Source organism: Paenibacillus beijingensis, from assembly GCF_000961095.1.
Lineage (GTDB): Bacteria > Bacillota > Bacilli > Paenibacillales > Paenibacillaceae > Paenibacillus_O > Paenibacillus_O beijingensis.
This window is the reverse complement of the sequence record NZ_CP011058.1, coordinates 2087389-2111120: the sequence shown is the minus strand read 5'-3', so window position 1 is coordinate 2111120 and position 23732 is coordinate 2087389. Positions and strand designations below refer to the sequence as shown.

General features: G+C 54.4%; 20 protein-coding genes. 11 read left to right on the top strand and 9 right to left on the bottom strand.

The genetic code is table 11. The annotated features are described in order from the left end of the window. The first annotated feature begins 11 nt into the window (after positions 1 to 11). From VN24_RS09385 to VN24_RS09375, 3 genes are read left to right on the top strand one after another with little or no spacing between them, the layout of a single operon-like run. Positions 12 to 797, top strand: coding sequence for a DeoR/GlpR family DNA-binding transcription regulator (locus tag VN24_RS09385; RefSeq protein ID WP_045670193.1), 786 nt, complete (start codon positions 12 to 14; stop codon positions 795 to 797). Beyond that, entirely contained in the window at positions 794 to 1795 is a 1002-nt protein-coding gene (locus tag VN24_RS09380; protein WP_045670192.1) for a PHP domain-containing protein, read from the top strand. Before VN24_RS09385 ends, VN24_RS09380 begins: the two co-directional genes overlap by 4 nt. Before the next feature lie 6 nt (positions 1796 to 1801). Next, a complete protein-coding gene (locus VN24_RS09375; protein WP_045670191.1) occupies positions 1802 to 2527 on the top strand; it encodes an MgtC/SapB family protein in 726 nt (241 codons plus the stop codon). A 315-nt stretch (positions 2528 to 2842) separates the two neighbouring features. Here VN24_RS09375 and VN24_RS09370 read toward each other — a convergent pair whose 3' ends face one another. Further along, positions 2843 to 3748, bottom strand: coding sequence for a helix-turn-helix domain-containing protein (locus VN24_RS09370; protein ID WP_045670190.1), 906 nt, complete (start codon positions 3746 to 3748; stop codon positions 2843 to 2845). A gap of 142 nt (positions 3749 to 3890) precedes the next feature. On the opposite strand from VN24_RS09370, the gene VN24_RS09365 reads away from it, so the two are divergent. From VN24_RS09365 to hmpA, 6 genes are all read left to right on the top strand, one after another. Next, positions 3891 to 5591, top strand: coding sequence for a DUF4091 domain-containing protein (locus VN24_RS09365; protein WP_045670189.1), 1701 nt, complete (start codon positions 3891 to 3893; stop codon positions 5589 to 5591). 280 nt (positions 5592 to 5871) lie between these two features. Beyond that, the gene (locus VN24_RS09360; protein ID WP_045670188.1) at positions 5872 to 7845 is read left to right on the top strand and encodes a methyl-accepting chemotaxis protein; all 1974 of its coding nucleotides are present in this window, start codon (positions 5872 to 5874) and stop codon (positions 7843 to 7845) included. Between the two features lie 115 nt (positions 7846 to 7960). Continuing rightward, a complete protein-coding gene (locus VN24_RS09355; RefSeq protein WP_045670187.1) occupies positions 7961 to 8815 on the top strand; it encodes a transporter substrate-binding domain-containing protein in 855 nt (284 codons plus the stop codon). 247 nt (positions 8816 to 9062) lie between these two features. Then, positions 9063 to 9902 carry a MurR/RpiR family transcriptional regulator gene (locus VN24_RS09350; RefSeq protein WP_045670186.1) on the top strand — a complete coding sequence of 280 codons (840 nt, stop codon included), beginning with the start codon at positions 9063 to 9065 and terminating at the stop codon, positions 9900 to 9902. A gap of 143 nt (positions 9903 to 10045) precedes the next feature. Next, positions 10046 to 11008 (top strand): GNAT family N-acetyltransferase, encoded by a 963-nt coding sequence (locus tag VN24_RS09345; RefSeq protein ID WP_045670185.1) that lies wholly within the window; start codon positions 10046 to 10048, stop codon positions 11006 to 11008. 143 nt (positions 11009 to 11151) lie between these two features. Next, entirely contained in the window at positions 11152 to 12381 is a 1230-nt protein-coding gene (gene hmpA, locus VN24_RS09340; RefSeq protein WP_045670184.1) for an NO-inducible flavohemoprotein, read from the top strand. Positions 12382 to 12425: 44 nt separating this feature from the next. On the opposite strand, the gene VN24_RS09335 is transcribed toward hmpA, so the two are convergent. Continuing rightward, positions 12426 to 12935 carry a Crp/Fnr family transcriptional regulator gene (locus tag VN24_RS09335; RefSeq protein ID WP_045670183.1) on the bottom strand — a complete coding sequence of 170 codons (510 nt, stop codon included), beginning with the start codon at positions 12933 to 12935 and terminating at the stop codon, positions 12426 to 12428. 358 nt (positions 12936 to 13293) lie between these two features. Between VN24_RS09335 and VN24_RS09330 the strand changes: the two genes are divergently transcribed. Then, positions 13294 to 14220, top strand: coding sequence for an MFS transporter (locus tag VN24_RS09330; RefSeq protein WP_045670182.1), 927 nt, complete (start codon positions 13294 to 13296; stop codon positions 14218 to 14220). A 103-nt stretch (positions 14221 to 14323) separates the two neighbouring features. Then, positions 14324 to 15280: a phosphotransferase family protein gene (locus VN24_RS09325; RefSeq protein ID WP_052702874.1), complete on the top strand. Its 957-nt coding sequence runs from the start codon at positions 14324 to 14326 to the stop codon at positions 15278 to 15280. 104 nt (positions 15281 to 15384) lie between these two features. Here VN24_RS09325 and VN24_RS09320 read toward each other — a convergent pair whose 3' ends face one another. From VN24_RS09320 to VN24_RS09290, 7 genes are all read right to left on the bottom strand, one after another. Beyond that, the gene (locus VN24_RS09320) at positions 15385 to 16233 is read right to left on the bottom strand and encodes a PIG-L deacetylase family protein (protein ID WP_045670181.1); all 849 of its coding nucleotides are present in this window, start codon (positions 16231 to 16233) and stop codon (positions 15385 to 15387) included. Positions 16234 to 16404: 171 nt separating this feature from the next. Next, positions 16405 to 17367 (bottom strand): sugar phosphate isomerase/epimerase family protein, encoded by a 963-nt coding sequence (locus tag VN24_RS09315; protein WP_045670180.1) that lies wholly within the window; start codon positions 17365 to 17367, stop codon positions 16405 to 16407. After that, the gene (locus VN24_RS09310; protein ID WP_045670179.1) at positions 17360 to 18445 is read right to left on the bottom strand and encodes a sugar phosphate isomerase/epimerase family protein; all 1086 of its coding nucleotides are present in this window, start codon (positions 18443 to 18445) and stop codon (positions 17360 to 17362) included. Before VN24_RS09310 ends, VN24_RS09315 begins: the two co-directional genes overlap by 8 nt. A gap of 112 nt (positions 18446 to 18557) precedes the next feature. After that, positions 18558 to 19793, bottom strand: coding sequence for a M24 family metallopeptidase (locus tag VN24_RS09305; RefSeq protein ID WP_045670178.1), 1236 nt, complete (start codon positions 19791 to 19793; stop codon positions 18558 to 18560). Between the two features lie 208 nt (positions 19794 to 20001). Next, positions 20002 to 21564: an extracellular solute-binding protein gene (locus tag VN24_RS09300; RefSeq protein WP_045670177.1), complete on the bottom strand. Its 1563-nt coding sequence runs from the start codon at positions 21562 to 21564 to the stop codon at positions 20002 to 20004. Between the two features lie 103 nt (positions 21565 to 21667). Next, on the bottom strand, positions 21668 to 22540 hold the full coding sequence (locus tag VN24_RS09295) for a carbohydrate ABC transporter permease (RefSeq protein WP_045670176.1): 873 nt from the start codon (positions 22538 to 22540) through the stop codon (positions 21668 to 21670). Between the two features lie 23 nt (positions 22541 to 22563). Beyond that, complete coding sequence (locus VN24_RS09290; protein WP_238590868.1) at positions 22564 to 23532, bottom strand: ABC transporter permease; 969 nt, start codon at positions 23530 to 23532, stop codon at positions 22564 to 22566. Between the last annotated feature and the right edge of the window lie 200 nt (positions 23533 to 23732).

Here is a 23732-nt window from a genome sequence, read left to right as displayed (position 1 = left end):
GGTTATGACAGATGTCCCTTTCTTATGAAGAACGGAAGAAGACCATACTGGAGCTGCTTGCCAAGGAAGAGAAGGTGCAGGTGCCGGCGCTCGCGGAGCAGCTGAATGTGTCGGGAGAAACGATTCGACGCGATCTTGAGCGGCTCGATAAAGAAGGCAAGTTAAAGAAAGTATACGGCGGGGCGGTAAGAACCGGGTCCGATTCATGGGAGCCGCCGTTCGACCTGAAAACGTCCATGAACGCAGCGGAGAAACGGGCAATCGGAAAGCTCGCGGCCTCGCTTGTGGAGGACGGCGACAGCATCATGCTCGGCAACGGGACGACGCCGATGGAAATTATCCGTTTTCTCGGCGGCAAGAAGAATGTGACGATCGTCACCCATTCCGCGCCCTCGATGCTGCTGGCGATGGAACTGTTTCAAGGAAAAATTATTTTTATCGGGGGCGAAGTGAACGTGGCCCAGAAATCGGCCAACGGCCCGCTCGCCGAATGGATGCTGGAGAAGCTGAAGGTGAACAAAACGTTCATTTCGGCCGGCGGCGTATCCGCCGTCGACGGCATTACCGATTACGATTTGCAGGAATCGAATATATCGAAAAAAATGATGGAGCGCGCAGACGACGTGATCGTCCTGGCCGACCATTCCAAAATGGGAAAAACGACGTTTGCCCATATTTGCGCACTAAAAGACGTATCCGTCCTCATTTCCGACCATCGTTGTCCCGAAGAATGGAAGCGGACATTGACGGATAAAAACATCGAGCTATTGATCGCCGAAGAGGAGGACACACTTTGATTGTCGATTGCCATTTTCATCTGGAGGAAGGTCCGTATTCGGTTGACTGGCTGAAACGAACGGCACTGGCGTTAGAAGTTCTGGAGAGGGAGAACGGCGGTTTTTCGGAGCCGGGTCATTCTTTGGCGTGGATCAATGAAATGAAAGAGAAGCTGGCGCAGCGTCTGGATGAAGGGTGCTTCTCCAGCCGGTGGCTGGGTTATTATTTGCAGCGCGGCAAACAGCTCGGCATCAAGCGGTTTGGCATCGTCGACCATTTGTACCGGTTTGAAGAGTTCCGCTCTTATTATGAGAAGCATATGACGCTGGACGATTCGGAGCTCGGCCGGATGCAGCGGTACTGGCTGGATCGGGTATGCATCGGTTCGATCGAACCGTTCCTGGACGTTGTGCGCGGGGCTAGGGAAGAAGGGCATCCGATTTCGCTGGGCGTCGAGGCCGATTATTTTCCGGGAGGAGAAGCGGAGCTCGGTGCGCTGCTTTCAAAGTACGAGCTTGATTATGTGATCGGGTCCGTCCATTTCGTCGACGGTTGGGGATTCGACAATCCGCAGCTGCAGTACAAGTTCGAGGAGCAGAATCTGGAGGCGCTGTACCGCAGACTGTTCGACCATTTGCTTGGGGCGATCCGCTGCGGCCTGTTTGACATTATCGCCCATCCGGACAATCTGAAAGTATTTAATTTCCGGCCGGACGAATCGCTGCTGCTGCCGATGTACGAGGAAGTCGCGGCGGCCATGAAAGCGGCGGATGTCGCCACCGAGATCAACACCGGCCTCGCATACCGTTACCCCGTGAAAGAGATGTGCCCAAGTCCGGCCTTCCTGAGCATTATCCACAAGCACGGCGTACCGATTACGTTAAGCTCCGACTCGCATTTTCCGGATGATATCGGCACGATGCTCGGGGAAGCGGCGCAGCTGGCGCAGCGCACGGGTTATGAAGAAGTCGTTTACTTCGAAGGGCGGCAGCGCAAAACATTGACGCTAAAGGGTTGAAGGTGCATGGGACTGACGTTTAATCCCGAGGTATGGCAAATTAATCATCTGGAGCTGACCGTCAGGCTGACCCTAGCGATTGTTTTGGGCGGGCTGATCGGTCTGGAGCGGGAGCTTGGCGGGCATCACGCCGGGTTTAGGACGCATATTCTGGTCTGTCTCGGATCTGCCGCGATTATGCTGTTGTCGATGTACGGTTTCTCGGAGTATGCCGCCGAACCGAACGTGCGGATGGACCCCGCCCGCCTTGCCGCGCAGGTGATTAGCGGGATCGGATTTCTCGGGGCCGGTACGATTGTGCGCACGGGCTTGACCATATCGGGCTTGACGACGGCCGCGTCGCTCTGGGTTGTAGCGGCCATCGGGCTGTCGGTCGGGGCGGGCTTCTATTACGGCGCATCCATTTCTACATTTCTGGTGGTGGTGAGCTTGTTCTTCCTGAACAAAGTGGAGAAAAATTTTTCCCATGCCAAAAAAGACCGGCAAATCACGTTTGTTTTGCACCGCAAAACAAGCAGTTTACAGCATATTGTGACGAGCCTGAACAAATCCGGAATTAAGATTTACAAGCTGACGATTGAGAACGAAGAGGCGGCGGAAGGCTCCGCCCAGCCTTTGATTATAAAGATGGACGTAAAACTGAAGAAAACGAAAGCGTTCGATGAGGCGCTGCTGAAGCTGGCCGGCATCGAAGGGGTGATCCGGCTGAAGACGGCAGGAGACGTTTTATGATCCGTCAGTTGAGCCGAAAAAACGCACGAAGCAGCATCAGCACGTCAAAGTGGCCGACCTGAAAGCTTTAAACGAAACCGAACCGGTCAAGGGGCTGCCCTTAACCGGTTCGGCTGCTGTTGAGGGGACGCTATTCACTGAAAAAGAGCGTCGTTAGGCTGTTTTTCGGCCAAATAGCGATTCTGGAGTCCGTTTCTTTAGAGAGTTCGGACATTTTTCTGCAAATAACGGAAATGAGGCCCGCAGGGATAGCCGCTGACTGGCTCCGTGAGATTCGATCCTTATGGGAAAGCCCCTTCGGATGAGGCGGACGAATTACAGCATCCGCGAAAGATTCCGGTACGCTCGCGGGGAGACGCCTTCGCGCTTGCGGAACAGTCGGCTGAAGTAATGGATGTCCGGGTAACCGACGCGAATGCCGATTTCTTCAACGGCAAGGTTCGTTTCCTGCAGCAATATTCTCGCCTCGCGGTGCCGCAGCATTTGCACATATTCCCCCGGCGGCACGCCCGTCGCCTTTTTGAACACTTTGATCATATGGTCTTTATTCATCGCCAGCCGCTCCGCCAGCATTTGGTTGCTCCAGCGCCGAGCCGGCGCGGCTTCAATGGAGGCGATGAGACCCAGCACCCGTTCATCCTGGACGGGCAGCTGCGGGGTAATGCAAGATTGCTGCGAGCGCAGCAGCATTCCCAATATTTGCAGCATCAGCGCTTTGCACACGAGTTTATAGCCGGGGGCCCGCACGCTGAATTCGTGAACGACTTGCTCCATTAATTGCACGCATCCCAGAGAAGGGGTGTAAAGCGGCCGCTCCGACAAAGGCTCGAAAGATTCGGCTACGGCCTCCGTCCCGAACCGGTGCGCCGACGCCGTTGCTTCGTTCACAATCATATCGACATCGGTCTGGAAATCAAGCTCATCGAAAAAATCGAAGTGAATGCCAAGAAAGCGGGCATTCGGCGCCGATACAATCTCGTTGTAATAAGGGATGCCGGCGGGAATAAAGATCATTTGCCCGGCAGCTACGGCATAACGTTTGCCCGCGAGCACCGTCGCGGCTTCGCCGTCGCAAACATACAGCAGTTCAAAGTCATAGATGCGTCTTCGGCGAAGCTTGCCTGTCGGAACCGTTTGGAACTGCGCATAGTGAACGCTTGGAGACCAATCGCGGTAAGGAGCCGCGTTGCGCTGCGGAGCAAGGTTGCCGGTATTGTGCAAAAAAAACTCTCCTTTAGCTAAATCTTTTGCGGAAACCGCCTGTTAAAATAGAATATCACATTATTTTTTATCACAACATGTTTCCGGTTAGCAACCGGTTTTATGCAAAAATTGATAAACAAGTTTTCAGGAGGGACGCGGAATGCAGAACAGCAATACGGGTTTCGAAACCGTGCTGCTCAGCTCGTTATCGAAAGTGTTTGCGGACGGAGAGCTGGAGGACAAACCATGTACAAGCGGCACGGCGCTGCGGAAAGAGGTATTTTCCTTTCAACTCGCTTACCGTTCGGCACGTTTGCTCAAACAGGTAACGGTGCGGCTTGTTTCGGATATTTTGCCTAACATTTCGGTTCGGACGGTGGGGCTAGTTCCTTCCGAGCTGCCGTGCTATCACGATCATGACGATAACGTGCTGCGCAGCTCGCCCGGGCTTTACCCGGATCCGCTGCTTCCGCTCCGCTTCACTGCCATAGAAGGCTCGGCATCGTTCGTATCCGAAGCGATGAACGTTTATCCCGCCCAGTGGCGCTCCTTGTGGATTTCGGTCGACGTGACGGAAGACATGCCGCAAGGCAGCTACCCGATCCGTCTGACGATGGAAGCGGAAACGGGCGAGCAGCTGGCGGAAGAAACGTTCGACCTTACGGTCATCGGCGCCGCGCTGCCGGAGCAGAGGCTCATTCATACGGAATGGTTTCATACCGACTGCCTGGCGACGCATTACAAGGTCGATGTGTTCAACGAGGAGCACTGGAGCTTGATTGAGAGATATGTGCAGACGGCCGTGCGCCACGGAATCAATATGATTTTGACGCCGTTGTTTACCCCTCCTCTGGACACAGCAGTCGGCGGCGAGCGGCCGACCGTGCAGCTTGTGGACGTACAGAAGGATGGCGATACCTATACGTTCGGATTTGCCAGACTGCTGCGCTGGGTGGAGCTGTGCCGGAGCAGCGGCGTGAAATATTTCGAATTTTCCCATCTGTTCACGCAGTGGGGGGCGAAGCATGCGCCGAAAATTATCGCGGCCGTCGATGGCGAGGCAAAGCAAATTTTCGGCTGGGAGACGGATGCGGCCGGTGAAGCGTACGCCGCATTTCTGCGCCAGCTGCTGCCGGAGCTGACCGGGTTTATCCGCGAGCATGGACTTGAAGGCAGCTGTTATTTCCACGTTTCCGACGAGCCTCATCTGGACCATCTGGAATCGTACGGCAAGGCGAGCGCGCTTGTCCGGGATCTTCTCGCCGACTTCCCGGTCATCGACGCGCTGTCCGATTATGCGTTCTACGAAAAGGGTCTTGTGCGCAAGCCCGTTCCTTCGAACGATCATATCGGAACGTTTATCGAGAACGGCGTGCCGGATTTATGGACATATTACTGCTGTCTGCAGTACAAGCAGGTATCAAACCGTTTTTTCAACATGCCGTCCGTCCGCAACCGCATGATGGGCTGGCAGCTGTACAAGTACAACATCGAAGGCTTCCTCCATTGGGGCTACAATTTCTGGTATACGCAGCATTCGCTGAAGCAGATTGACCCGTACCGGGTCACCGACGCCGGTGGCGCGTTCCCGTCCGGCGATTCGTTCCTCGTGTACCCGGGCGAAGACGGGTATCCGGTCGAATCCGTGCGGCTAAGCGTATTCCGCGAAGCGCTCCAAGACTTGCGGGCGCTGCAGCTGCTGGAGCGTCTTATCGGCCGCGAGCGGACGCTCGCGCTGGTGGAGGAAGAGCTGCTTGCTCCGCTGACCTTTACCGAGGCGCCTGCCGATCTGTCATGGCTGCTTCGGCGAAGAGCGCGCGTCAACGCGCTCATTCGGGAAGCGGCAGGCCAAGCGGTATAACGTTTCTCTTCCATCTGAATCATCTGGGAGAAGATGATCTTAATTTATATAAACGAAGCCTGATCAGCGTTAGGATACGCCGATCAGGCTTTTTTGGTGTGCCGCAAGATCAACCCCGCCGCGCAGCGAACTCCTTTTTCACTCCTATGAATTCCAAAATAAACCTTTAGAATTACGGAAACGTGTCCGATAACAAATAAAGTCGGAACTTTGAACTAGTAATGATAGGAAAAAAGAACCATTGAAACGATGGTCACTTGGTTAGGGAGGATTTCAACTCATGTTAAAGAGCCTTAAGCAAAAAATGATTTTCATGATGTCGCTGCTCTTGCTCGCCAGCCTCGCTTCCGTCTTTATTGCAAGTTATACCAGCGCATCCCGGCTGCTGCAGGACAGCTTGGATGTCGAGTCGCAGCTTAGCGCAACGAATCTGGCGCTGGAGATCAACCAGTTTATCGATTCGAGGATCGCCACTGTGGAGTCGATTGGAAAGCTGATTTCGGCGGACAACAACAAGCAGCAGGACATCGCACTGATAAAAAAGGCCCAACAGCTAAATCCGGAGTTTGAAACGTTTTACTTTTCTTATGATCTGACCGGAAAAAACGTCGTTAACTACTTGGGTGAAGTGACGGACGTATCGGACCGGGCGCATTTCCAGGAAGCGGGCAAAGGCGAAGGCAAGGTCGTCGTTTCCGAACCGGTCGTATCCAAACGGACAGGCAATAACATTGTCACCATTATTGTTCCGCTGATGAGGGACGGCAAACAATACGGCTATATGGGAACGACCCTCCCGATCAATAGTGTCCAGAAGAGCGTCTCGACCCGAAAGTTCGGCGCTTCGGGAGTTGCTGTTCTGCTCAGCAAGTCGGGAAAATATATTTGGCATCCCGATCCCGAGCTCGTGTTAAAAGGAACGGTTCAGAATATGAACATACCCGAAGTGACAAGCGCATACGAACAAGTTCAGCGGGGGAAGACAGGGGTGCTGGAATTCGAATTAGACAGCGACAAATACACCGCAGCGTACGCGCCGACGTCATTGAATTGGGGCGTCTTTGTTCTGGCTCCAACCAAAGAACTGCATGCCCCGATCGGCAAACTGACGGTGAACTTAATCCTGATTTCCGTCATTGCATTGTTGGCTGCCATCGGGATTGCTTATGGATTTACCGTGCGGCTCAGCCGTCCGATCCAGAATCTTAATCGCGCCGTCAAAGATGTAGCCGAGGGCGACTTGACCAAAACGATCAGCGTGCAGGGAAAAGATGAAATGGCTGTGCTTACAAATGATTTCAATCAAACCGTGTCCCATTTGAAACATTTGGTTGAGGGAGTAACGGAGTCATCGGGTCAAGTGCTGAAGGTGACGGGAGCCTTATCGGCGGGCGTCGACAGCGCGATGAACAGTGTGAACCGGATCGGCTCGTCTATTAAGCAAATTGCCGAGGGTGCAACGATGCATGCATCCAGCTCCCAGGAAATCTCGATATCGATGAATGATATGGCAAGCGGGGTGGAGAGAATTGCCGAAACATCATCGATTGTATCCGAAGCCGCCCAGTTAGCTGCAAACCATGCGGAAACCGGAAGCGCCGCCGTTGAGCAGGCGGTGAAGCAAATCGTAGGTATCGGTGAAGGCGCGGCGAAAATGGGAGAGGCCGTCGAACGGTTAGACGGGCGCTCGCAGCAAATCGCTACGATTTTGAATCTGATGACCGAAATTACGGGTCAAATCAAGCTGCTGTCGCTGAATGCCTCCATTGAAGCGGCGAGAGCGGGCGAACATGGACGCGGCTTTGCCGTCGTAGCGGAAGAGGTGAAGAAGCTCGCCGGCCAATCGGATGAGTCGACCGTGCAGATTGCCAAGCTGTTGAGCGAAATACGCGAAGATACGCTTCATGCCGTCCAGTTGATGAGCAGCAGCCACAGTGAAGTGCAGCTGGGCATTACGCTGATCGAGGACGTTCGGGAAAAATTCGCCAACATCCTGAAAGCTTCCCGCGACGTAGCCGATCATATTCTCGAAGTGTCCGCGGCATCTGAGGAAATGTCTGCCGGGTCGCAGCAGATCACCTCTTCTGTCGAGGAAATGAACTCGATCGCAAATCTTACTTCAGCCGATGCCCAGCAGGTCGCCGAAGCCGCCGAAGACCAAATCGTCTCGATACAAGACATTTCCGGGTCGGTCCGCCAGTTGGAAACGGTGGTCGCTGAACTCCGCAAAGAGCTTTCCAAGTTCAAACTTTAGCGGGGCGGCGCAGTCATTTTAAGGGGGGATGCCTGTAAGCGATAAGCTGCGGTTAGACGGAAATCGGCTTTAAACTGCGCAAGAAAAAAGAACAATCAGGAGGAGAGAAAACGAGATGAAAAATTGGAAAAAAGTATTGATAGCAGGCGTGGTTGGCGTCTCGCTGCTCGGAACCGGATTTGTTGTAAAAGAAACGCTTACAGTACCTAGCGTTTATGCGGAAGCGAAGGTTAAGCCGGATGGTCCGGCGCTGAAAAAATATGATTCCCAGCTCGATCAAATTATCGACAGAGGATATATCCGGGTCGGAATGACAGGGGACTACAAGCCGTTTACATATTTGAATCCGGCAACGAATGAATACGAAGGCTACGATGTCGATGCCATGAAACAATTTGCGCAAAGTCTGGGCGTGGAAGTCCGTTTTGTGCAAACGAGCTGGCCGACGATGATGAACGACCTGCTTGCCAACAAATTCGATATCGCCGTAGGCGGCGTTACCCGCAATACGGACCGGCAGAAAAAAGCGTACGTTGCAGAAGGCTATATTCAATTCGGCAAAGCGCCTCTGATCCGCGCCGAAGACAAAGATAAATATACGAGCCTTGAAGATATCAACAAGCCGACTGTACGGATCGGCGTCAATCCGGGCGGAACCAATGAAGTGTTCGTACGCCAATATTTGAAAAATGCCAACGTGACCGTTGTCCAAAACAATCTGGACATCCCGCACCTGGTGGCAGACGGCACGTATGACGTGATGATTACCGATACGGTGGAGGCAATGACCTATGCCAAGGCCGATTCCCGCTTGTTCGCCGCTTTGACGGAAAAACCGTTTACGAAAAGCGAAAAAGGATACATGATTCCACGCGGCGATTTTATCTATGCCAGCTATCTTGAAATGTGGATCGATGAAATGAAGCTGCAGGGCAAGTTCGACGCGCTGTACAAAAAGTGGCTCGAGTAGATTATTTGCTTCAAACCTGCAGTACCGTAGAACCGTCAGCTTTGACGGTTCTATTTGCGTTCTGTAAGCGATCGAAGAATTGCGATAATAAATTTCAAAATGAAATTTATTATCAAATAAAAATATATAATTAGATATTTTATTTCAAAAAAATGATATAATAAGTACCATTAGTTGTGACGACCATTTTCGCCGCGAAAGACCGGATTGGCAATAAAACGAATGCGGCAAGCGAGGTGAACGGGGTATGAACGGCGGACTCGTGAAGCTTAAGGAAGTTTTTGATCAATTAAATCCGTCTGAACAGAAGGTTGCCCGGTATATTTTGAAGTATCCGGAGCGGATCTTCGACCAGTCCATCGCTCAACTCGCCGATTTAAGCGGGGCAAGTCAATCCGCGATTATCCGGCTGTGCAAGTCGCTCGAAATGAAAAGCTATCAGGATTTAAAAATCCGGGTGATCGGCGATTTGCAAAAGGTCGAGGAGCAGGGATATCAGGATATCCGCCCGAGCGACTCGCTTGAGACGATCATTCAAAATGTTTCCAGCAACAACATCCAGTCGATTCGCGATACCGTTAAAATTTTGGAGCCTCACTTGGTTGCCCGGGCAGTCGAGCTGCTCTCCAGGGCCGAGCGCATTTTCTTTTTCGGGGTGGGCGCTTCCAACCTGATCGCCCAGGACGCCCAGCAGAAATTTTTGCGGATTAACAAAACAGCGGTCGCTTTCGCCGATTCCAGCCTGCAAATTACGACTTCCGTCACGATAACGAAAAATGACGTTGCGGTTGGTATCTCGTATTCCGGAGAAACCCGGGAAGTGATCACCGCGATGAAACATGCCCGCAGCAGCGGAGTTCCGACCATATGCATCTCGAAATTCGGGAATACGAGCCTGTCGGCGGTTGCCGATGTTCCGCTGCGCATTTCATCAACGGACAGCGATATTCGCAGCGGCGCGATTGCGTCGCGGATTACGCAGCTCAACGTAATCGATATTCTTTATTTGGCAGTAGCCAGCAAAGATTACGGGAAATCGGTAGAGCTGCTCAACCGGACAAGAAGAGCGATCCGCGGCAGCAGGTAACTTTTCCTTTCCGTTATGATATAGCAGCCGCTGCCTGGTCGGGAAAAAGGAACCTCGGCCGTGTTCCCGGCGGTGGACGCGATTTTGCTGCCGCCTTGTGGACGACGCGAAAGTAACGAGAGCCTGAGGAAGGGGATGCTCCGATGAAATACGAGAATTGGTCGAGCGGCCGTCTGCGCGAAATTTGCGAGTTATGGAACAAGGAGCTGGGCGGCCATTTTCCGATGCGGGAAGAGCTGCTGCTGCAAAACAGCATCCGGGACGTCAACGTGCTGCAGATGGGCTCCCGGCTTGCAATCGATGAATCGACCGATCGCGTCGTCGGCTTCATCGTTGCGAAAGCTTGGCAGGAAAAAGCAGCACCTCCCGCCCCGGCGGGAGCCGGATGGATTCAGGTGCTGCTTGTCGATTCCGCTTACCGCGGCCGGGGAATCGGCAGCGAGCTGCTTCGCGGCGCCGAACAGGCGCTCATCAAATATGGCGTCACGAAAATTTTGCTTGGCCGCGATCCATGGCACTATTTCCCCGGTATTCCGAAGGAATACCCGGTAACCCGGGAATGGTTCGAGGCAAAAGGATACCGGAACGACCGGCGGACCGAAAGCGATCTTCTGAACACGTACGGGCCCGACTTGCGGGAGGACCTGCCCGCTTTCGCGGATGCCGAATTCCGGCTGCTGCGGGAAGGCGAGAGCGGGGCGCTGCTGGCGTTTTTGCGCCGCTGCTTTCCCGGGCGGTGGGAGTATGAAGCGGTGCAATATTTTGAGCGCGGCGGCAAAGGACGCGAGTTTGTCGTTGCGGTTAAAGAGGGGCAAATCATCGGCTTCTGCCGGATCAACGATGCCCATTCTCCGTTTATCGCGCAAAACGTTTATTGGGCGCCGTTGTTTGCAGACGGTCTCGGAGGCATCGGCCCGCTCGGCATCGATTCCGCCTTTCGCGGATCCGGGTACGGGCTGGCGGTCGTGCAGGCTGGCATTCACTTTTTGCGCCAGCGGGGGATCCGCAGCATCGTCATCGACTGGACGACGCTCGTTTCGTTCTATGGAAAGCTGAATTACCGGGTATGGAAGAGCTACGAGTCCTATTCCAAGCCGCTCGTTTGATGAACGGAGCTTGTGGCTTATAGCGGATTTCGTTCGCGTCACAAATCGTTGTTTTTTCTTGTGATTTCAATCACACGTCCGATCGCTTCGCCTCTTTTATACTGGGTTCATACGAAGAAGCCAACGAAAGCGAGGCGATTAGGATGTTAAATGAAACAACGATACAGATCATTAAATCCACCGTACCGGTGCTTGAGGTGCACGGGACGGCAATTACAAAACGGTTCTATCAAATGATGTTTTCCAGTCATCCCGAGCTGCTGAATATCTTCAACCACGCCAATCAAAAGCAGGGAAGACAGCAGACGGCGCTTGCGAACGCGGTGTATGCCGCAGCGGTAAATATCGACAAGCTGGAAGCAATCCTTCCGGCCGTCAAGCAGATTGCGCACAAGCACCGGAGTCTGGGCGTGAAAGCCGAGCATTACCCGATCGTCGGGCAGCATCTGCTTGCCGCCATCAAGGACGTTCTCGGCGATGCGGCGACCGAGGAGATTTTGCAGGCTTGGGCGGATGCGTACGGCGTCATCGCGGACGCTTTCATCGGCATCGAAGCTGAAATGTACGTGCAAAGCGAACAGCAAGAGGGCGGCTGGGCGGACTTTCGAGCTTTTCGGGTGGAACGGAAGGTCAAGGAAAGCGACGTGATTACGTCGTTTTACCTGGTGCCGGAAGACGGCCGGGCGCTTGCCGCCTTTGAGCCGGGACAGTACGTCAGCGTGCAAGTGGATATTCCGGGCGAGTCCAATACTCATATCCGCCAGTACAGCCTTTCAGCAGCTTCGGGGCTTCCGTATTACCGGATTTCGGTAAAAAGAGAAGATGCAGCAGATGGCCGGCCGGCGGGAAAGGTATCGCTTTATTTGCACGAACAGGTCCAAGAAGGCGGAATTTTGCGGCTGTCGGCGCCTGCCGGTTCGTTTACTCTGGACCGGGAAGATAAGCGGCCGGTCGTGCTCATCGGCGGAGGGGTCGGATTGACGCCGATGGTCAGCATGCTGCATACGCTGGCCCAGACCGATCCGGACCGCCAGGTGACGTTTATCCACGCAGCGCAGAATGGCAAGGTTCATGCATTGAGGAGAGAAGTGGAGGAGCTGGCACGCGCAAATCCGCAGCTGTCCGTCCATTGGTGTTATACTCGCCCGGACGGCGCGGATCGGGAGCGCGGCGATTACGACCGGGAAGGGTACATCGATCTGCCTTGGCTGCAAAGCGCAATTCCGGCTGCCGACGCGAGCTTCTACTTCTGCGGACCGGTTCCATTTATGAAGGCTGTAAACCGGATGCTGAAGACATGGGGAGCAGCGGACGCGGATCTTCATTACGAGTTTTTCGGTCCGGCGGCGCAATTGGAACAGGCTGCGGAATAACGGCGAGCAAGAGAACCGGTTGGCGCAGCGCTATGCAGGCGCGGTCAGCGGTCTGAACGCGCCTGCGCCCGCAGGAGCCGGTTGACCGTTTCGCGGCGAAGACCGATCAACTGGCCGATTTCGTCCTGCGTCAGTAAATTCGTTAGAGTCTCCGGGGAAATATAGGATTGGAACCAAGCTTGCAGCTTGCGCAGTTTGTCGGCAGGGGCGGCTTCGGTCAGCTGATCGATCCGCTGCTGCATCATGCGCAGCTTATCCTGCAGCAGCAGGGCGATTTGGCGGCATTTCGCCGGATCGCGGTCCAGCTCCCGGTACCATTCGGGAACGGGCAGGATGTCGACCTCGCTTCTCACGAGCGCCACCGCCGTCCCGAAATACGGGTTCGGGCTGATGAGAGAATGGTGCGGAATAATTTCGTCCGGCACGATAATATTAACGAGAAACGGCGTTCCGTCAGGATGGAGGCGAATGATTTTGAGCAAACCGCTCTTCAGGCGGTAGAGCGGCCCCGTATCACCCTGGCGGAACAGCGTTTCTCCTTTATGAACAATCATGATAACCTCCGAAGTTAATCGCGAAAGGCCGTCAATCGGCTTTTCGCTTTTTTATTTTTGCCCGCCAAAGAGGCTGAGTCGGGTTGCGGAAACTTGCAGGCCATTAACCGGATATCTGTGGCTCGTTCACCGCTTCAATTATACCCCTGAAACCGCACAATCTCTATTCGCACCTGGTGATGGAAACGAGATGCCTGCTTATTTTTTCCGAAAAAGGCTTGCTTTAGAGCGCGCTCCAAACGATATACTGTAGGTTACAGTTCACGTAGTGGAGGAAGCCGGATATGAACGATCGAACTAAAATAGTAAAAGGGGCGTCTGACGGCAAGGCGTCAATGAGCGGTAAGGCGGCATAAGCATGGAAACCGCGGTTGTTACGGGCTTGATGGCGTGGAGCGCTTCCGCTTGGCATCTGGTGCTGATGCGCTTCCTTCTTGGCATATTCGCGGGATTTATACCGGCTTCCGCACCTTTTATGACGATGAACACGCCCAAGGAGAAAATCGGCTACGCGCTTGGCGGCGTTCAGTCGGGCGCTTTTGCCGGCAATATTTTCGGCCCCTTGATCGGGGGAGTGCTGGCGGAAGTGCGGCGACAGCTTCAGGCGGGAAGAGAACCCGTTTTTTCACAAGGCATCTTACATATTGCGCCGGTCGCCGCGATGTTCGTCACCGGATTTCTCATTCAGTTTTCGATGATGAGCACGTCGCCGTTCTTATCGACTTATGTGGCCTCGATGTGGCACGACCCCGACCATTTGGCGGTTATGGCCGGACTGGCCGTTTCTATTTCCGGCGTTTCCGTCATGATTTTTTCCCCGATCTTAGGAAAATTGTCGGACCGCTGGGGCTCGGAACGAATTTTGCTCGTCTGTCTGCTCGGCTCCTTCATCTGTTACGGCGCGCAGGCGCTTATTCCGTCCATCTGGTCCTTTCTGCTGTTTCGGTTCGGTACGGGGATGTGTGTCGGCGGCCTGCTGCCTGCGGTGAACAGCACGATCCGAAAGCACGCCCCGAAAGGCGCGGAAAGCTTGACGTTCGGATACTATCACAGCGCCCTGTTTCTCGGAAACTTGACGGGACCGTTGTTCGGCGGCTTCTTTAGCGGGATCGTCTCGATGAAAGGCATCATTTTGAGCGCGGCCCTGCTGTTTCTGCTCAACGGATCGCTCGTGAAGGTCCGTTATTTCGCGGATGTGACGCTCATGTCTTTCTTTCGGAAAGAGGGAGTCCAAGCGGCCGCGGCCGCCTCAATAGCCGAACCAAAGCATCGCGGTGAAAAATAAGATTACCCGGAAAGCGCCCAAGTGAGGCCGCTACCGCCGGCTGGAGCGTACATATGAATCATTGTGCGGCAGAACGGCAGTATTTGGTAAAGGAGTGAACGCGGTGGACCATAAATGGGAACGTTCCATTCCGTTATTTCCGGTCGCCGAAGCGACGGCTGCGCATCTGCTGCGGCAGCTGGACCCGAAGCTGAAGATCGAACGAATGGTTCCGCTGACTGAGGGAAAGCGAAATACAAATTATCGCATCGACACCTCTTTTCCCGGACGGACGTTTCTGCTTCGCATTTTCCCGCCGGGAGACGAAAGCTGGCGCAAAGAGACGGGCCTGCGCGCCGCACTGCGCGAAACGGTGCCCATGCAGCAGCTGTATTGGTTAAGCAAGGATGAATGGATTGAAAACCGTACGTACGCCATTTACGGATATGCCGAGGGCAAATCGCTGCTGGAATCGATGATGGACGGTTTTGTGCCGGATGCGAAGCTGATGGATGAGATCGGACGCATACTGGCTGCCATTCATCGCAAAAGGTACGACAGGCAAGGTTTTTTGGATGAGAAACTGGAGGTTGTCGAGGAACTGCCGCCGCTTTCGACATGGTACGGCTTTTTTCTATCGGACAACTCGCGGGCAAGGCTGGGCGAACACATTTCGGCCGAGGTCGAGAAGGCCGTTCGAGCAAACAGCGACATGCTGCGGGAGATCGATCAACGATTTACGCTCATTCACGGGGACTTCCGTCCGACCAATCTTCTCGTCCACGAAGGGAAAGCCAGCAGCGTGCTGGACTGGGAGTTTGCGCATGCCGGACACCCAATCGCCGACATCGGGCAGTGGTTCCGCTATGACGGCCAATTCACAAGGCAGCAGCAGGATATCCTGATCCGCGCGTACAACGAAAGCGCGGAATGGAAGCTGCCGGACGATTGGGCGCGTATGGGAAAAATGCGGGATTTGATCAACCTGCTGCAGATGATCGGTCCGGACGAGGATATGCCGGAAAAGTTCAAGGATTTGAAAAGGCTGATCGATCGCACGCTGCGAACATTGAATCGGTAAAAAGAAAGAGACCGCCATCGGCAATGGGGCGCATGAGCCCCGCGTTGACCGATAGAGCGATCTCTTTTTGATATCGGACTCTTTTTGTTAATGGTCCGTTTGCTTTATTGCTTCAAATCAGCTTCGTCCGCCAGCATCGGCAGATAAGCTTTCCATTCTTCCAAGCTTGCGGAGCGGCTGTACCGGGCGATCTCAAACGGCTCGGCATACCGGACCTCGGCTGCGCGCCTGGCTCCATACCATCGTTCCAGCGCCGGCATCATTTTCAGGGAAACGTAGAACGTCTCCGACCAGCCTTCCAATAAATGCTTTTTCTTGTCTTCCCACAAGGCAGGAAGCCGGTCCAAAGTGCCGCTGTGCCATGCGGGGGATTCGTAAAATTGGGTGGCATGCGCGTCGCAGGCAAGCAGTTTCTTCTCGATCGTACGGCCGACATCGATGACGATATCCGGCCTGTAGTCGTGGATCATCGTCGTGTCGGGCATAAGCAGAACGAGCGGTCTGGTGGTCAAGCCCGGTTCATCCGGCAAATAGTTGGAAACCGTCGTAAACGGAACCGCGTCGCTGACGATTTTGCCCGTATAGCGGTTATCGGGGCTGATCCCGCCTTCCGGGTGGAAGGAAATCACAAGGTCCGCTTTCCACCTGCGGATTTGCCGGATCACTTCGTTGCGGAACGGCAATGTCGGCTCGATTGTTCCGTCCGGCGTATCCATTACTTCATATTCCTCGATGCCCAGACACTTTGCGGCCGCCAGGGCCTCTTGTTTACGCCGCTGCGCAAGCTCTTCCCCGCGCAGTTCGTAATGGCCGCAATCGCCGTTCGTTAACGAAAGAAACTTGACTTTATGTCCTGCCTCCGCAAATAAAGCGGCCGTGCCGCCGGCGTACATATCCGCTTCGTCCGGATGGGCGGCGATGACAATTACCCGAATCGGTTGCCTAAGTTCCATCGCGGTTTCTCCTTTCCGGCTGAAAAAGCCTGTTATCTATGCTTCGTGCCGCATCTGATCGATCGGTCATACAGCGCCGAACGCGCCGGGAGAAACGCGCATCGCGTTAATGACGCGCATTTCGCCGTCATTGCCGTCTAAGGAAGAGCGCGTTAAGGGCGTATCCCGTCGTCATGGCTGCGTCAGGAATGCGGTAACCGCGCGCACCCGTTCATCGACATCTCCGACAAGAGAAGGCGGGGGCGGGGACAGCGGCATTCCTTTCGAGGCCCACTGCGCCACTTCCGCCGTTTCAATATCCGGATGCGCGTCGAACCAGCCTTCGTTCAGGAACGGCATAACAAGCTCGGCCCGGTGCATTTCTCCCCAATAAAAGGCGTTCGGGTCGGTAGCGCCGATGCGGGCGATTAGCGCCGGCCAGTCGATGCACCCTTGACCGACCGGGCAGAGCGACCGGGAGTAGCCGCGTCCGCTCCACAGAAGGCGCGCGTCGTCCACGTGGACCTGTCCGATGAGCCCCGCGAGCCGGTCTGCTGCTGCGAGTGGATCTTCCATGCGCACGATGAGGTTCACGGGATCGAAAGCGGCGCCGAAATGGCCGGGGTCGAGCTCTTCGAGCAGCCGGCGGACTTCCCAAGACGTCATTTCCTGATGTGTCTTGATGAGCACCCGCGAGCCAAGCGAGCCAAGAGCGGGCTCGAGCCGCTTCAGGAAGGAAAGGACGGCCGCCAATTGATCGGACCAGGCGATGGAACGATTGAAGCGGTCGTCTTCCGTGCCGACAACGAGCATCACATCCGGCTGTCCGAGCAGAAGGGCGGCCTCCGCGAGCTTGAGCAGCCCGGTCGCAAGGTCGCCGCTGCCGGCGGCCAGCGCTTCGGTCGAGCGCGCGGGCTGATAAGGGTTCAGCATGCCGAGCGAGAGGCCGAGCGAGACGCCCGACTCATCGGCGGCCTGCCGCACGTCCTCCAGCTCCTGCTTGTCGAGTGTCGGGCTGGCGATGAAAGGGGTCCCGATAAAGGCCCCGGCGAACCCTTGGCGGCCCATCGCCTGAACCGCATCCCGCACGTCAAATGTCGGACCGTACAGATCCTTAGCAAAAATTCCAGCCCGCTTCATCAGCCCATCAGACATAGGCTTTGTCTTCCCGCGCGATGCCGAGCTCCCGGCAAATCCGGTCGATGTGCCGGCGCGACGATTCAATCCACTGAATCGATTCGGCGTACTCGAACGGCTCCGCGTTATACTGCTGCCACGTCTTGACTTCTCCGGCGCGGATGCGCTCCGTGTAGCCGCGCACGAGTTCAAAATAAGCGGCAAACTCTTCGCGCGTTAGATCGGGATGCTTCTCGATCCAAAGCGGGTTGTAGAGCTCGATAAAGTGAGGCTCGCCCGGAACGATGCCCCATTCCAAGCGGGGCGAATCGCACTCGAACGTTAGATTAAGACCGGGATTGAATTTGTTCAGTTCGGCAAGTACCGCCGGGAAATCGATAAGACCGGCCCCGCACATGACCGCCTTCTGGTAAACGCCACCGTCTGTGAGCTCGGCGTAAGCGTCCTTCAGGTGCGTCTGGCGCACATACGGAGCGATCCGTTTCGCGGCCATGATCGGATGCTCGCCGCGGATGAGGACGTTAGCGGTATCGAAGACGACGCCGACGACATCGTCGCCGACCGCCTCGATGAGGCGGAGGATTTCGAACGTTGTAATCTCCTCGTGGGTTTCCAGGTTCAGATGAATGCCTAGCTCCAGCGCTATCGGCTTCAGCTGCAGCATGAAGCGGCGCGTAGCCTCCAACTGGTCTTCCCACGTAACATCCGTCCGGAAGCGGTCGGTGGCGAACCGCCCCCGGAACGGCTTAGCGCCTGCGGTGGAAATCCACAGCTCGTTTATGCCGAACTCCGCGCAGGCTTCCATCATCCGCCGGAATCCAAGCAGCGTATCTCCGCCGCCAGCCGCCCGCACCTCCGGCGTCTCGGGCAGGGCATACGGATTTACTTTGCCGAGCCCGGCTTCAAGGTAGAGCCCGAGCTCGTCGGCGTGCTGCCTTACTTCACGGATCACCCCCCGGTCTAGACCCGGGCTTACATCGAGAATGGTGCGGAAGAACACGCCTTCCATGCCAAGGCTCTTGGCATGCTCGAGCGTGCCCACGGGCCCTCTTAACTTCGCCTCCGGTATTTTCCTGCCGTCAATTCCAATACGCATCGATACAACCTGCCTTTCTCTTTTAACGGTATTCAGGCCAACCGGAATAGGGTTGATTCTCCCTGCATTTCGTTTGGGGACTCGTTGTAAAGCTTGAGCCATTTAGCGCTTCTCAGGCGAGCCGGTATATTCCGCGCGGGAACTTCGAGATCCACTCCGCGCCGCCCTTGCCGACGAGCGCGACATCGCCCGCCACAACATGGCCCAGGTCGGGCAGGGTGAAATTCGGATGCACTTCATAGACCTGGTTCTCCATCAAGAGCGGGGATTCCGAGTCCTGCGATTTGTCGCGATCCGCGAACAGAAACGGCGCAATTCCGGGATCGACGTAGCTGCAGCTCATCGCATGGCATGCCTGGAAGCGGAACGGGTCTGCCGCGCGCGTGTAAGGGCAGCAGGCATCGATCATCGATTCCAGCACGTCGCTAACCTCGTGAACCGGAGTTCCCGGAACCATCTTGGCGAGCGCGGCGTCCTGCATTGCAATAATCGCGTCCGCGGTTTCTTTGAGCCGGGCCGAAGGCTCTTTAAACATGCCTATCCGCAGCACTTGCGAAAAGTAGCCGTCGAGACAGACCGTCGCTCCGATCTGCAGACGGGAATCCGGGCCGAGCGGTTCCGTCAGCTCGAACAGCTCGAAATACGTTTCGGCCGGACGTTCGCCGATCGCCAGCCAGCACCCGGCCGTATCCGCGCCGAGCCGGCGCCCGAGGAATTCCACTTCCGCCATAATGTCCGCTCCGGTCACGCCTTTAACCGATGCGATATTCATTGCGTGAGCGACGAGCTTGTCCGCAACCTCCGTCGCTTTCCGGTGCTTGTCGGCCTCGAACGTTGTGCGCTGCAGGCGCTGCTTGTTGACGATCTCGTTGCCGTTTGCGATCTCGTAGGGCTCCAGCACGGAACGAAACTGGGCGGCTCTAGCCACTGTGAAGTCGAATTCTCCCGCTTGCGCGATGACGCTGCCAGGAGGTATCAATGCTGCGAGCACTTCCTTGAGCGCCCTGGTCAAATCGGTCGTCTTCACAACCTGCCCGTCATTGCCGAAGCGCATGTGGAAAGCCCGGGCTCTGTTCTTGTCGCTGGAAATGAGGATGGGCGAGCCTTCGGCCGGCACAACGAGAACCGCTTCCGAGTTCGGCGGCATCCAGCCGGTCAAGTACCTTACGGTGCCGCCGCTTTCCCCGGCGCCGTTCGCATACGCGACCAGAGCGGCAATGCCTTGGCCGGCAAGGGCGGCTTTCAGAATCGCGATCCTCCTGCCCGTCTCGTTTGCGGGCATAAGGGAGCCGTTGATGCCCGTATTCGTAATCGTCGTAAAAATGCCCGATTTGTTACTTTCGCTCATCTCTCATAGCACCTCTATAATCAAAATTAGGGTATGAACTCCAGATAAAATTGCAGCAGCCCACCGTTCCGCCGCTGCTTAGGTTTGTTAAATGAATATGCAGGGAATTTGAGAGGCGGTTTGCCTCATTTCATATCCAGGTTCGGATCCTTTTCCGAACGATAGGCCGGGGCCGGAATAAAGGACGGCCCCGTTCCACCCAGTCGGATTATTTCTCGGACTCGTCGTAAATTTTCAGCAGCTTGTCTACGCCCTTCGCATTGATTTCTTTGACGTAGCTGTCCCACTGCTGGTCGATCGAGGCTTTGCCGTACACGAACTGTTCCTGCATTTTGGCATAGTAGTCGTTGATGCCGGCAATCACAAGATTTTCCTCTTCCCGCTGATCCGAGCTGAGCTTTGGCACTTTCGCAACCGGAGTGAACCAGTTCTTCTCGTTGCCTTCGAGCGAATACATTTCGTAATCCTTGTTGCCGAGGATGGTTGCAAACCATTTGAACGGCCACAGATGGGTGAACGAGCTGTTAGCCGAGCCGATATCCCACAGCGCTTTGTTCAGGTTTTCCGAGTTTTTCAGTTTATCCGTAAATTCCTTCTGGCCGTCTTTCTCGACGTACGTATCATCTTTGATGCCCCACGTGAGCAGATCATTTCCTTCATCGCTGTACAGGTAATCGACGAATTTCAGCAGCTGGTCGAAATACGGCTTCTTGGCGGCGCTGACCGGAATGACGGTGCCGTGACTGATCCGGCTGCCCGAAAGAGCTTTCTCTCCGGCAGGACCGGCGATCGGCGGCAGCATCGCCATCTTGAATTCCGGACCGCTATTTTGCTTGCCGAGAATGTTGATTTGACTGATTTCCTGACCGTTCCAGAAGAAGTAGAACATGCTTTTGCCCGTCGAAATCTTTTGATGAAGCTGATCGACATTGGACGTGAACAATTCCGGATCCGCCAGCCCTTCCTTGATCAAGCGGTTCAAATACGTCAAATATTCCTTGTAGTTTTCGCTGGTGTAGACGTATTCGTATTTGCCTGTTTCCGGCTTGAAAATAAAGCCTTTATAGTTCGGTTCGATGCCCCAAGCGGCACCCCACATGTTCCGCAAATCTTCCGCGCTTGTACCGGTGAACGGATAGCTGCCCGGGTCCATTTCCTTCATTTTCTTAAGAACGGTGTACAGTTCGTCCGTGTTCGTCGGCGCTTTGAGACCGTATTTCTGGAGCAGATCCGCCCGGATAATCGGGGAACGGTTATAGTCCGCCATTTCTCTCATAAAAGGAAGCACATACAGCTTGCCGTCCGAAGACTTCCAATTTTCGAGTTCCGCTTCGATTTTGTATTCCTCGATCTTTTTCTTCAGGTTTGGCAGCTTGTCCATATAGTCGCTGATCGGCAGCAGCACGCCGGTATCCCCGAGCTCCAATACGTTGGACTGGTTCACGTTGGTGACCATATCGGGAACTTTATCCGAGCTGAGCACGATTTTCGCTTTGCTTTGATAATCCGATTCCGGCACGATCTGCAGGTCCAGCTTCACATTCGTTCTTGCCTGCAATTCTTTGTAAATGGGCCATTCCTTGTTGAACGGAGACCCTCCTTCGGAATAAAGCATCGTCAGCGTGACCGGACCGTCCCCCTCCTTGGCCCCATTCGCGCTTTCCGAAGTGCTTCCCGATTTATTGGTTCCACCGGAGCAAGCGGTAAGCGGAACCGCCACCAGCAGCGAGAGCGCTGTAACCTTCATCCATTTGCTAACCGTCGTTTTCATAAACATCTCTCCTCTTTAAGGTTTTGCCGGAGGCAAAACCACTTCGTAAGCATAGGCTAGGTTTTGCCGGAGGCAAAACCACTTCGTAAGCATAAGCATTGGATTATCCTTTAACCGCTCCGAGCAGAACGCCCTTGGCAAAATGCTTCTGAACAAATGGAATGGTGCAAAAAATCGGCAGCGTTGTCGCCATGATGGCTGCGGCTTGCAGCGAAGCCGTGGACAGATTTTTCATCGCCCCGCCCTGCAAAGGCGAGTTCACCATATTGGCGCCCTCCAGAATGTTCCGGACGATCAGCATGATCGGATACTTTTCGGGAGTGTTTAAATAAATCAAAGAATTGAACCAGTTATTCCAGAACATGACGACCAGAAACAGACTCATGGCGGCAAGGATCGCTTTCGACAGCGGCAGGACGATCAGAAACAATATTTGAATCGGATTCAAACCGTCGATTAACGCCGATTCCTCGATATTGTCGGGAAAGCTTTGAAAGAAATTGATCATGATCATCAAAAAATACGGCATGATACAAGAAGGGAGCACGATCGCCCACAGCGTGTCGAGCAGTCCAAGCCCTTTCACCAGCATATAAGTCGGGATGAGGCCTCCGTTGAAAAACATGGTCACCATGATCAGCCAGATGAACACTTTGCGCCCCTTAATCTGCTTGGACAGCGGGTACGCGCAGATGGTCATCATAAACAGGCTGATGAGCGTTCCGACCGTAGTCTGCACAATCGCGTTCCAGAAGCCGTTCAGGATGCTCGGATGCCGGAAAATGAGCTTGTAGGCCTCCAGATTCCATCCGATCGGGACAAAGTGGACCTTGCCGCTCGTATTTGCAGCGGAATCGCTGAACGATACGGCGAGCAGATGAAGAAAAGGCAGCATGACGCCGCAGACGACCAAAGCCATGAACAGCACGTTGATGATTTTGAACAACCGATATTCAAACGTTTTTCGGTAAAGCATGGGCGATCTCCTTTCCTGCCGGATTAATACAGCGAATGGCGGGTCACCTTTTTGGAAAGGTAGTTCGCCATCACGACGATAGCCAGCCCCAATATTCCGCTGAACAAGCCGACCGCCGTTGCAAAGCTGTAATTGCTGCTTTCCAGTCCCATCCGATAGACGAACGTTTCGACGACGTCGCTGACCTGCGAATTGCTGGGGGTGTACATGAGCAGCACCTTTTCAAACGCCACGTTCATCAGCTGTCCGAGCGATAGGATGTACACGATGGAGATCGTAGGCATCATTTGCGGGATCGTAATATGAATGATCTGCTTTAGACGCCCTGCGCCATCCATCTCCGCGGCTTCGTACAGCTGCGGATCGATGGCCGTGATCGCGGCGAAGAAAATGATCGAGTTCCAACCCGTATACTGCCAAACTTCCGATGAGATGTACAACGTGCGGAACCATCCGGGTTCGTTCATAAAGAAAATCGAATGGATGCCAATCATCCCGAGCGCCTTGTTGACGAGTCCGTAGGTTGGCGAGAGCAGCTCCTTCATCATGCCGATGACGACGACGATCGAGATGAAATTGGGAAAATAGGAGATCGTCTGGACCGCGTTTCGCAGCTTGGCCGACTTGATTTCATTGACCAGCAGGGCAAACAGAATCGCAACCGGAACCGTGATCAGCAGATGATAAAAGCTGAGCAGCCAGGTGTTTTTGAAAGCTGTCCAAAAATTGGGATCGTGTAGAAACAGTTTGAAGTATTTGAGTCCGACCCATTTTTCACCATAGATGGACCCGCCGGGAACATACCTGCGGAAGGCAAGCACATTTCCGATGATCGGGCCGTAACGAAAGACGGCAAAATAGACGATAGGAAGCAATAGAAGAATATAGTAGTAATAATTCTTTCTAAGATAGACCCCCAGGCCTGTACGCCTCATTCCTTTCTGTTTAATTGTCCCCATACTTTTCTTTTCCGTTGCCAATGTTTGATCCAATATTTCGATCATCTCCTTTCGCGGCTGATTGCCCGCAACTCGATTAAACGATAAAAGGATGCGGCTGCGAAACAGACACTTTCGTTTTCATGTCACAAAAATTGACTTCATTCGATTCGTTTCGATAGGACAAAACGGAACGATGTATCATTTTTAGCCTTTTTACGTCATTTATTGTCACATCTTTCATTGACAGGGGG